Origin of the sequence: Pseudoxanthomonas suwonensis J47, assembly GCF_000513955.1 — a bacterium.
In the GTDB taxonomy this organism is placed as follows: Bacteria; Pseudomonadota; Gammaproteobacteria; order Xanthomonadales; family Xanthomonadaceae; genus Pseudoxanthomonas; species Pseudoxanthomonas suwonensis_C.
Genome location: NZ_KI911331.1, coordinates 207111 through 217511, shown reverse-complemented (window position 1 = coordinate 217511; position 10401 = coordinate 207111). Strand labels below are relative to the sequence as shown.

Genomic DNA, 10401 nt, shown 5'->3' with positions numbered 1-10401 from the left:
CGGGAATGAACGAGGGCGCTGGCGACGTGCGGCGCGTCGCCACGCGCCAGCTGCCTCGCCGCATTGTCAGTGCTTGCTGTTGAATGCATGGGGTGTGTGGGCTTCGGACGGAGCCGCGGCAGCGCGGGCGTATGGCGCATCGCGCGGTTCCGCGTCCTGCTCCAACGCGCGAGCGCGGCACATCCATGTGCCGCTTGCGCCACGCCGGGAATGAACCCGGGCGCTGGCGACGTCTGGCGCGTCGCCACGCGCCAGCCTCCTTACCGCATCAGCCAGCGGCCTGCTGGTGACACCCCCCCGCGCTACCGCGTCTTCGGGCGCTTTCGGGTCGTGGCTTCGTTTTCTCCCCTCTTCCACCGGGAGAGGGGCAGGGGGTGAGGGTCGGGACCTCTCGCCACGCGGGTATACCGACCCTCTCCCCAACCCCTCTCCCGGGGGGAGAGGGGCTACGCGGTCCCCACCGCGATAAACTCGTCGGGTACCCCGCACAGCCCCACGACCATGACCATCACCCCGCAGGAAGCCCTGCAGCGCACCATCGAGCACCGCGAGATCTTCCACGACGAGATGGTCGCGCTGATGCGCCAGATCATGCGTGGCGACGTCTCGCCGGTGATGTCGGCGGCGATCCTGACCGGCCTGCGGGTGAAGAAGGAAACGGTGGGCGAGATCGCCGGCGCGGCGCAGGTGATGCGCGAGTTCTCGCGCACGGTCGAGGTGGCCGATCGCAGCCACCTGGTCGACATCGTCGGTACCGGCGGGGACGGTTCACATACTTTCAATATCTCCACCTGCTCGATGTTCGTGGTCGCCGCGGCCGGTGCGCGGGTGGCCAAGCATGGCAACCGCAGCGTGTCGTCGAAGTCCGGCAGCGCCGACGTGCTGGAGGCGCTGGGCGCGGCCATCGAGCTGCAGCCGGAGCAGGTGGCCGAGTCGATCGAACGCACCGGCATCGGCTTCATGTTCGCGCCGATCCACCATCCGGCGATGAAGGTCGTGGCGCCGGTACGCCGCGAGATGGGCGTGCGCACGATCTTCAACATCCTTGGCCCGCTGACCAACCCCGCGGGCGCGCCGAACATCCTGATGGGCGTGTTCCACCCCGACCTGGTCGGCATCCAGGCGCGCGTGCTGCAGGAGCTGGGTGCCGAGCGTGCGCTGGTTGTCTGGGGCCGCGACGGCATGGACGAGATATCGCTCGGCGCGGCGACGATGGTCGGCGAGCTGCGCGACGGCCAGGTGCGCGAATACGAGATCCATCCGGAGGACTTCGGCATCGCCATGTCCGCCAGCCGCAACCTCAAGGTTGCCGACGCGGCGCAGTCGCGCGGCATGCTGCTGGGCGTGCTGGATGGCGCGCCCGGCCCGGCGCGCGAGATCGTGGTGCTCAACGCCGCCGCGGCGCTGTACGTGGCCGGGGTGGCGGACAGCATCGCCGACGGCATCGGCCTGGCCCGCGAAGCGCTCGACAGCGGCGCGGCGCGGCAGGCGCTGGACCGCTACGTGGCGGCCACCCGCGAACTGGCCGCGGCGGTGCCGGCTTCGTGAGCGGCGGCTTCGCCCGGCTTCCGGCGCCGCCGTACTACGCGGTGGTGTTCAGTTCGCAGTGCAACGCGGCGGATGCGGAGGAATACGCGGCGGCGGCCGAGCGCATGCTCGCGCTGGCCCGGCGGCAGCCGGGCTACCTGGGCGTGGAATCGGTGCGTGGTGCCGACGGTTTCGGCATCACCGTGTCGTACTGGGAGAGCGAGGCGGCGATCGCCGCCTGGCGCGCGCAGGCCGAGCATGCCGAGATCCGCCGGCACGGCCGCCGCCACTGGTACACGCACTACGAGCTGCGGGTCGGCCGGATCGAGCGCGCCTCGGCTTACGAGGCCGGGCGCGACGACCCCGGTTCGCCCGACTGAGGCGGCGCGCCGGCGCGCGCGGCGTACGCCGCAGGGCCACCCGGCCCGTCGCCGGCTCGTGCGAGAATGCCGGTCCGCCGTGTTTCCTGGACCCGCGCCCCACCGATGAGCGACATCCTCCAGACCATCCTCGCCCGCAAGGGTGAAGAGATCGCCGAACGCCGCACGCGCCTGCCGCTGGCCGAAGTGGTCGCGCGCGCGCGCGACGCCGGCCCGGTGCGCGGCTTCGCCGCCGCGCTGCAGGCGGCGATCGACCACGGCGACCCGGCGGTGATCGCCGAGGTGAAGCGCGCCAGCCCGTCCAAGGGCCTGATCCGCCCGGACTTCCGCCCGGCCGACATCGCGGTGAGCTACGAGTTCGGTGGCGCGTCCTGCCTGTCGGTGCTCACCGACGTGGACTTCTTCCAGGGGTCGGATGCGTACCTGCAGGAGGCGCGCGGCGCCTGCACCCTGCCGGTGCTGCGCAAGGATTTCACCATCGACCCCTACCAGGTGCACGAGGCGCGCATGCTCGGCGCCGACTGCATCCTGCTGATCGTCTCGGCGCTGGGCGACGAGCAGCTGGCCGACCTGTCCGGCCTGGCCCTGGAGCTCGGCATGGACGTGCTGGTCGAGGTCCATGACATCGACGAGCTGGAACGGGCGATCCAGGTGCCGGTACCGCTGGTCGGCATCAACAACCGCAACCTGCGTACCTTCGAGGTCTCGCTCGACGTGACCCTGGACATGAAGGACGCGGTGCCACGCGACCGCCTGCTGGTCACCGAGAGCGGGATCCTGGAGCACGCCGACGTGGCGCGGTTGCGCGCCGCCGGCGTCAACGCCTTCCTGGTGGGCGAAACCTTCATGCGCGCCGAGGAACCGGGCGAGGCGCTGCGCCAGCTGTTCTTCGACGCATGACGAGCGGACCGTACCCGAGACCGCGCGACGACGCGCCCCTGGTGGTCTTCGACTTCGACCACACCCTCTACGATGGCGATTCCGGCAGCCACCTGTTCGCCTGGATGATCCGCCGCAATCCGCTGCGGGTGCTGGCGGCGCTGCTGGCTACGCCGGTGCTGGGGCCGATGGTGGCGTTCCTGCCGACGCGGCGCTGGGGCATTTCCGGCTACGTGTGGATCGGCAGCTTCGGCGTGCACCGGGTGCGCGAGTTCGACCGGGTGATCGACCGCTACGTGGCCACGCACCGCGAGGAGATCGCGTCGCGGCTGCTGCCGGTGGCGCTGGAGGTGTTCGCGGCGCACCGCGCGCGTGGCGACCGGGTGGTCGTGGCCACCGGCGCGCCGCCGGAGCTGGCGCGGGCGATCCTGGGCTTCGTCGCCCACGAGGACGTGCCGGTGGTGGGTACCGCGGTCGGCCCGCGGCTGGGTGCGGTGGTGGCCACCCGCCACTGCCACAACGAGGAAAAGATGCGCATGCTGCGCGAGCGCGGCTACGGCGACATCGAGGTGGCCTACTCGGACTCCAGCGCCGACCTGCCGCTGCTGAAGGCGGCACGGCGCCCGGTGGTGGTCAATCCCAAGCGCAACCGGGTGGAATTCTTCCGCCGCGTGCTGCCGGCCGGCACGCCGATCCTCAACTGGGGCTGCCGCGACCGCGGCGGCGATCCGGTGGCGGCCGCCTGACCGGCGTATCCGTGGCCGGCTGCCGGGCCTGCGTGGAGCATGTGTGCAGCGCCACCGACCCGGTCGGGCCGGCGCGCCATGGCCTGCGGCGCCGCCAGGGCGCCGGGTCTTCGCGGAACCACGGAGCGTCGCCGGCCCGTCCCCCTGTGTAGTAGGGGCCGGCGTGCTCCGGCGACCCTCAGCGGGTCCCGTAGAGGACGATGGTCTTGCCGCGGGCGTGCAGCTGGCCGTCGGCCTGCAGCTTCTTCAGCACGCGGCCGGCCATCTCGCGCGAGCAGCCGACCAGGCGGGCCAGTTCCTGGCGCGAGACGCGCATCTGCGTGCCCTGCGGGTGGCTCATCGCCTCCGGTTCCTTGGCCAGGTCGTGCAGGGTGCGCACGATGCGGTCGGTGACGTCGAGGAAGGCCAGGCGGCTGGCCTTGCGGCTGGTGGTCAGCAGGCGGCGGGAAAGCTGGACGCCGATCGAGTACAGCAGGCGCGGGGCGTCGCCGGCCAGCGGGCCAAGCATCAGCTGCTGCAGGCGGTCGTAGCTGATCTCGGCCAGCTCGCAGGCGCTGCGCGTGCGCAGGATCACCTCGCGGCTGTCGGATTCGATGAACAGGCCCATTTCACCGACGAACTCGCCCTGTCCGTAGTAGCCGAGGACCAGTTCACGCCCGTCTTCTTCCTCGGCGATGATGCTGACCGAACCGTTGACGACGTAATAAAGCGTGCCAGCCGGGTCGCCGGGACGGAACACGTCGGTCCGGTTCGGGTAACGGCGACGCTGGCAATGGGCCAGGAAGCGCTCGACGGCGGCCTGGTCCAGCGACAGGGGGCTGCTGGTGAAGCGCAGGACGGGGCTCACGGCAGGATTTTCCTAGGGGTGACGGGGGAAAATGACCGCCGAAGATAGCCCGCTCGGACCCCGTGGGCAAATCCTTCACGTACATCTTCACGCCCTGCATATCACCCCGGGCCGGTTTGGCCCATAATGGCGCGTTTTCCACCCCCCAGAGGCATGACCGCCGTGGTCAAACCCCTGCCGCGCCTGAGGCTGCAAGGCTTCAACAACCTCACCAAGGCGCTCAGCTTCAACATCTACGACGTCTGCTACGCGGTCTCCGAGGACGAGCGCCAGCGCTACATCGAGTACATCGATGAGGCCTACAACGCCGACCGCCTGACCCAGATCCTGACCGACGTGGCCCGGATCATCGGCGCCAACATCCTGAACGTGGCCCGCCAGGACTACGACCCGCAGGGTGCGTCGGTGACCATCCTCATCTCCGAGGAGCCGGTGATCGACAAGAAGCAGGCGGGCAAGGAGGTCATCTCCGACGCCGTCGTCGCGCACATGGACAAGAGCCACATCACCGTCCATACGTACCCGGAGACGCATCCGCAGAACGGCATCGCGACGTTCCGCGCGGACATCGACGTGGCCACCTGCGGGGTGATTTCCCCGCTGAAGGCGCTGAACTACCTGATCGAGAGCTTCGAGTCCGACATCGTGGTGATGGACTACCGCGTGCGCGGCTTCACCCGCGACATCAAGGGCAAGAAGCACTACATCGACCACAAGATCAACTCTATCCAGGACTTCCTGGCGAAGAACATCCGTTCGCGCTACGAGATGATCGACGTGAACGTCTACCAGGAGAACATCTTCCACACGAAGATGCACCTGAAGGAGTTCGACCTCGACACGTACCTGTTCGAGGAGAAGGCCCGCAACCTCTCGTTCAAGGAGCGCATGCGCATCGAGGCGCTGCTCAAGCGCGAGATCGAGGAGCTGTTCCACGGCCGCAACCTGGTGGAGTGACGGTTACGCGCGGTTGCGGCGGCGCCGGGCATACTGGCGCCTGCTGAGAAAACCAGGCGGGACGACCCGCCCGCGGCACCGCCGCGAACGCAGGACCGACGGCGGTCCGGAACCACGTTCCGGGCCGCTTTCGCGTTTTGTGGCCTGGCGCACAGAAGGAGGAACGCGATGGCCTGGATCTACCTGGTGCTGGCCGGCCTGCTGGAAGTGGTCTGGGCGGTCGGCCTGAAATATTCCGAAGGCTTCACCCGCCTGGTGCCCAGCGTGGTCACCGGCGTGGCGATGCTCGGCAGCTTCTGGTTGCTGGCGACGGCGCTGAAGACCCTCCCGCTGGGCACCGGCTACGCGGTGTGGGTCGGCATCGGCGCGGTCGGCACCGCGCTGCTGGGCATGATCGTGTTCCGCGAACCGGCCACGGTCGCCCGCCTGCTGTGCATCGGCCTGATCGTCGCCGGCATCGTCGGCCTCAAGCTGACGACGCGGTAGGCGTTCCTCCCCTCTCCCCCCGGGAGAGGGGCAGGGGGTGAGGGTCGGTGCCCTGCCAACTCACGGGTCCCAGGTCGCGAAGGTGCGAAGCGGCTGACCTTCCCATCTTCCGGCCCTCGCCGGACGGCCTGGCCAAAGCAACGGCAACGCCAACAGCAACAGCAACAGCAACAGCGTTGGGGGCGCGGGCTTCGGGCGGAGCCGCGGCAGCGCGGGGGTATGGCGCATCGCGCGGTTCCGCGTCCTGCTCCAACGCGCGACCGCGGCACATCCATGTGCCGCTTGCGCCATACCCCCGCGCTACCGCGTCTTTCGGTGCTTTGGGGTTGTGGCTTCTACCTCCCCTCTCCCTCCGGGAGAGGGGCAGGGGTGAGGGTAGGGATCTCTCGCCACGCCAGCACACCGACCCTCTCCCCAACCCCTCTCCCGGTGGGAGAGGGGCTTCTCGCGCCGCCAATAGAAGCCATCGCCTCAACGCATCCTGAGGACGCCGTCCCAAGGGGTGTCATCAGGCGCCGGCTGAGGCGGTAAGGAGGCTGGCGCGTGGCGACGCGCCAGACGTCGCCAGCGCCCTTGTTCATTCCCGGCGCGGCGCAAGCAGCACATGGATGTGCTGCGCTCGCGCGTTGGAGCAGGACGCGGAACCGCGCGATGCGCCATACCCCCTTGGGGCGGCGGCCCCGTCCGGAGCTGGCGGCTCTGCTCCTCGGGGATACACCGCGAAGGGCGCAGCCAGAGCATGGGAGCAAGGTGCCTTGGGATGGCGCGGCAACCCCTCTCCCGGCGGGAGAGAGGCCTGGGGAGCCGGGGACTTGACGACTGATATCAAATTGATATCTTCGTCTTGCACCCAGGAGACACGCCATGAAAGAGCTTCCGATCCGTTCCCTTCCCGGTATCCCCGTCCTCATTGCGGTCCTGCTCGCNGCTATAGCCCAGTTCGCGTGCCAGCGCGGCCACGCCCCCCATGAAGGTGCCGGCGATGCCGAGGATATGGATGGTGCTCATGCGCCGATTGTCGCCCAAGGGCGCGGGGATTTGGGCCGCTCATGCACCGGATTGCGGGCCAGCGGGCGGTGGGGCGGAAGGAGCAACGGCAACGGCAGCGGCGTGTGCGAGCTTCGGACGGAGCCGCGGCAGCGCGGGGGTATGGCGCATCGCGCGGTTCCGCCGTCCATGGCTCCAACGCGCGAACGCAGGCCATCCATGGCCTGCTTGCGCCATACCCCCGCGCTACCGCGTCTTTCGGTGCGTTCGGGTCGTGGCTTCGTTCGCTGTTTCCTTCCCGTCCCGGAAGGGGACGCCCCTGTAGAGCGGGGCTTGCCCCGCTGCCTTTCGCGTGTGCTGGGACATCAGGGCGGGGGAGTCGGGCAAGCCCGACTCTACGGGCGGCGCGACTTGCGGGATGACGGGCTTTCCGCGACGCCGATAGAAGCCATGGCCCCAACGCACCCGAGGACGTCGTCCCAAGGGGGTATGGCGCAAGCGGCACATGGATGTGCCGCGTTCGCGCGTTGGAGCAGGACGCGGAACCGCGCGATGCGCCATACCCCCTTGGGGCGGCGGCCCCATCCGGAGCTCGCCCCCCCGATGCCGTTGCCTTTGCTGTGCCTGTGCCTGTGGCTGTGGCTATTACCGTTACCGTTGCCGTTTCCGTTGTCAGCCCTCCTGCAACCGCTTCCACCGCGCCCACGAAAAAGCGCGCGCCACCTTGCGGCGACGCGCGCTTCGTTTGCGCTGGACGGTGGATCAGGCCTTCTTGAGGGCGGCCAGGATCCGGGCGGTGATCTCGTCCATGGTGCCGACGCCGTCGATGCGGGTCAGCGTGCCGCGGTTCTCGTAGAAGCCGATCACCGGCGCGGTCGAATCGTTGTAGACCTGCAGGCGCTTGCGCACCGATTCCGGGTTGTCGTCGGCGCGGCCTTCGGCCTGGGCGCGGCCGGCGATGCGCTCGACCAGCAGGTCGGTGGCCACGTCCAGCTGCACCACCGCGTCCAGCGGCTGGCCGATCTTGGCCAGCAGCCCGTCCAGCGCATCGGCCTGGGCCAGGTTGCGCGGATAGCCGTCGAGGATGAAACCGCCGGTCACGTCCTCGCGGCCCAGCCGCGATTCCAGCATGCCCAGCAGGATCTCGTCGGACACCAGGTCGCCCCGCGCCATGACTTCCTTGGCCTGCAGGCCCAGCGGAGTGCCCGCCGCCACTTCGGCGCGCAGCAGGTCGCCGGTCGAAATATGGGGGACGCCAAGGGTTTCCTTGAGGCGCGCCGCCTGCGTTCCCTTGCCCGAACCGGGCGGGCCGAGTAGTACCAGTCGCATCGATTGCTCCCTGGAGAAATGTTCCCACGCGGCCCGGGGCGCTAGACTTTGCAGCCCGCGCGCTCCGCATTGCACCGCACCATCGCGGCGCAGCTTACCGCATCCGGCACCGCAGTCCCAAGAAACCGCCCCATCCCGAGGATTCCCAACCATGGCTCGAGCCAAGCAGCAAGGCACCCTCCTGTATGCCCAGTCCGGCGGCGTCACCGCTGTCATCAACGCCACCGCCAGCGGTGTCATCGCCGAGGCCCGCGCCCGCGGCGTGAAGGTGCTGGCCGCCCGCAACGGCATCCTGGGCGCCCTGCGCGAGGAGCTGGTCGACACCTCGAAGGAATCCGCCGCGGCCATCGCCGGCCTGGCGCAGACCCCGGGCGGCGCCTTCGGCTCGTGCCGCTACAAGCTCAAGTCGCTGGAAGCCGACCGCGCCAAGTACGAGCGCCTGCTGCAGGTCCTGCAGGCCCACGACGTGCGCTGGTTCCTCTACAACGGCGGCAACGATTCGGCCGACACAGCCTGGAAGGTCTCGCAGCTGGCGAAGGAGTTCGGCTACCCGCTGACCTGCATCGGCGTGCCGAAGACCATCGACAACGACCTGGCCGTGACCGACACCTGCCCGGGCTTCGGCTCGGCCGCCAAGTACACCGCCGTGTCCGTGCGCGAGGCCGCGCTGGACGTGGCCGCGATGGCCGAGACCTCGACCAAGGTGTTCGTCTACGAGGCGATGGGCCGCCACGCCGGCTGGCTGGCCGCGGCCGCCGGCCTGGCCGGGCAGACCCCGGACGACGCCCCGCAGGTCATCCTGTTCCCCGAGCGCGCCTATGACGAGGCCGCGTTCCTGGCCCAGGTCGACAAGGTCGTGAAGAAGGTCGGCTGGTGCGTGGTCGTGGCCAGCGAAGGCATCCGCGACAAGGACGGCAGGTTCGTCGCCGACGCCGGCGGCGGCAAGGACGCGTTCGGCCACACCCAGCTCGGCGGCGTTTCCTCGTACCTGGCCGGCAAGGTCAAGGACGCGCTGGGCTACAAGGTCCACTGGACCCTGCCCGACTACCTGCAGCGCTCGGCCCGCCACGTCGCCAGCAAGACCGACTGGGAACAGGCGCAGGCGGTGGGCAAGGCCGCGGTGCAGTACGCGCTGAAGGGCCAGAACGCGGTGATGCCGGTGATCGTGCGCACCTCGTCCGCGCCGTACCGCTGGAAGATCGAGGCGGCGCCGCTGCACAAGGTCGCCAACCACGAGAAGACCATGCCGGCCGGCTTCATCCGCAAGGACGGCTTCGGCATCACCGCCAAGGCGCGCGAGTACCTGGAGCCGCTGGTCCGCGGCGAGGCGCCTCTGGCCTGGGGCCGCGACGGCCTGCCGAAGTACGTCACCCTCGAGAACGTCGCGGTGAAGAAGAAGCTGCCGGCCTGGGAAGGCTGAGCAGACGGACACGGCAAGGGCCGTCGCCGGAACCGGCGGCGGCCCTTCCGTTTACGGGCGGCCTGCCTCAGCCGCAGGGCTTGCCGGCGAACTTCATCCGCGCGGTGAACTCCGGCAGCGGCGCCATCTTCCCCGCGGCCGCCTGCTTCTGCGCATCCTGCAGGTAGATCCGCACCTGGCCCTGGCCATCACGAGCCAGCGGCTGTTCGACCGGCTTGTGCCAGACCTCGACCACGGCCTCCTGCGAAGGACAGCCGGCGGCCGGGATCCGGATCCGGTCCTCGAACACCCAGCCCTCCGCCCCGGCCGGCCGCGCCTGCGCCGGCTCGATCCAGCGCGCGCGCGCCTGGCAGGTGCCGCCCACCGGCACCGGCTGCAGCCGGTACGGCGCGGATGCGTCGCCGGTGAACATGCCTTCCAGGCGGATGCAGGCCTCGGGGATGGTGCGCACGGTATGCAGGGCGCCCACCGCCTGCGGCGTGCCCGGCGGACGCTCGCCGCGGCGGGGCTGCGGCTCGGCCGCGCGCAGCGGGAAGGCGATCGCGGCGACGGTGGCGAACACGACCAGCAGCAGGGCCTGGCGGAACAGTTCACGGTTGCCCGGGCGCGGGGCGGCGTGGCGGACGGTGGCGCGTGGAGTGCGGCGGGTCAGGGTCCGATCGGGGGTCATCGGGTCGGTGGATTGCCGGTGGAATGCAAAGCCTGTCACCCCCCGCATGAACGGCATGTGGCCTTGGCGCCCTGCCGTGGTCATACTCGACCCCACTCCAGGGATGTTGAACACGGTGTAACGCGCCTCGGTTTCGAGTCCGTTCCAGTGCTTCACGACTCGTCCGGCGTTGC

At 69.8% G+C, this 10401-nt stretch carries 10 protein-coding genes; 7 read left to right on the top strand and 3 right to left on the bottom strand.

Going from position 1 to position 10401, the window contains the following annotated elements; genetic code table 11:
- Positions 1–501 precede the first annotated feature (501 nt).
- From trpD to M503_RS0114360, 4 genes are all read left to right on the top strand, one after another.
- Entirely contained in the window at positions 502–1548 is a 1047-nt protein-coding gene (gene trpD / locus M503_RS0114375; RefSeq protein WP_028920726.1) for an anthranilate phosphoribosyltransferase, read from the top strand.
- On the top strand, positions 1545–1907 hold the full coding sequence (locus M503_RS0114370) for an antibiotic biosynthesis monooxygenase family protein (RefSeq protein ID WP_028920725.1): 363 nt from the start codon (positions 1545–1547) through the stop codon (positions 1905–1907). Before trpD ends, M503_RS0114370 begins: the two co-directional genes overlap by 4 nt.
- Positions 1908–2012: 105 nt before the next feature.
- Positions 2013–2807 (top strand): indole-3-glycerol phosphate synthase TrpC, encoded by a 795-nt coding sequence (trpC, locus tag M503_RS0114365; protein ID WP_028920724.1) that lies wholly within the window; start codon positions 2013–2015, stop codon positions 2805–2807.
- On the top strand, positions 2804–3532 hold the full coding sequence (locus M503_RS0114360) for a haloacid dehalogenase-like hydrolase (protein WP_028920723.1): 729 nt from the start codon (positions 2804–2806) through the stop codon (positions 3530–3532). The genes trpC and M503_RS0114360 overlap by 4 nt, the downstream gene beginning before the upstream one ends.
- A gap of 178 nt (positions 3533–3710) precedes the next feature.
- Here M503_RS0114360 and crp read toward each other — a convergent pair whose 3' ends face one another.
- Positions 3711–4379 carry a cAMP-activated global transcriptional regulator CRP gene (gene crp / locus M503_RS0114355; protein ID WP_024870476.1) on the bottom strand — a complete coding sequence of 223 codons (669 nt, stop codon included), beginning with the start codon at positions 4377–4379 and terminating at the stop codon, positions 3711–3713.
- Positions 4380–4541: 162 nt separating this feature from the next.
- On the opposite strand from crp, the gene speD reads away from it, so the two are divergent.
- Positions 4542–5336, top strand: coding sequence for an adenosylmethionine decarboxylase (gene speD, locus M503_RS0114350; RefSeq protein WP_024870477.1), 795 nt, complete (start codon positions 4542–4544; stop codon positions 5334–5336).
- 168 nt (positions 5337–5504) lie between these two features.
- Positions 5505–5822, top strand: a complete 318-nt coding sequence (sugE, locus tag M503_RS0114345; RefSeq protein WP_028920722.1) for a quaternary ammonium compound efflux SMR transporter SugE — start codon at positions 5505–5507, stop codon at positions 5820–5822.
- A 1749-nt stretch (positions 5823–7571) separates the two neighbouring features.
- On the opposite strand, the gene M503_RS0114335 is transcribed toward sugE, so the two are convergent.
- Positions 7572–8138: an adenylate kinase gene (locus M503_RS0114335; RefSeq protein WP_028918686.1), complete on the bottom strand. Its 567-nt coding sequence runs from the start codon at positions 8136–8138 to the stop codon at positions 7572–7574.
- A 151-nt stretch (positions 8139–8289) separates the two neighbouring features.
- Between M503_RS0114335 and M503_RS0114330 the strand changes: the two genes are divergently transcribed.
- Positions 8290–9558: a 6-phosphofructokinase gene (locus tag M503_RS0114330; RefSeq protein ID WP_028918687.1), complete on the top strand. Its 1269-nt coding sequence runs from the start codon at positions 8290–8292 to the stop codon at positions 9556–9558.
- 67 nt (positions 9559–9625) lie between these two features.
- On the opposite strand, the gene M503_RS0114325 is transcribed toward M503_RS0114330, so the two are convergent.
- Positions 9626–10228 carry a hypothetical protein gene (locus tag M503_RS0114325; protein ID WP_231472382.1) on the bottom strand — a complete coding sequence of 201 codons (603 nt, stop codon included), beginning with the start codon at positions 10226–10228 and terminating at the stop codon, positions 9626–9628.
- Between the last annotated feature and the right edge of the window lie 173 nt (positions 10229–10401).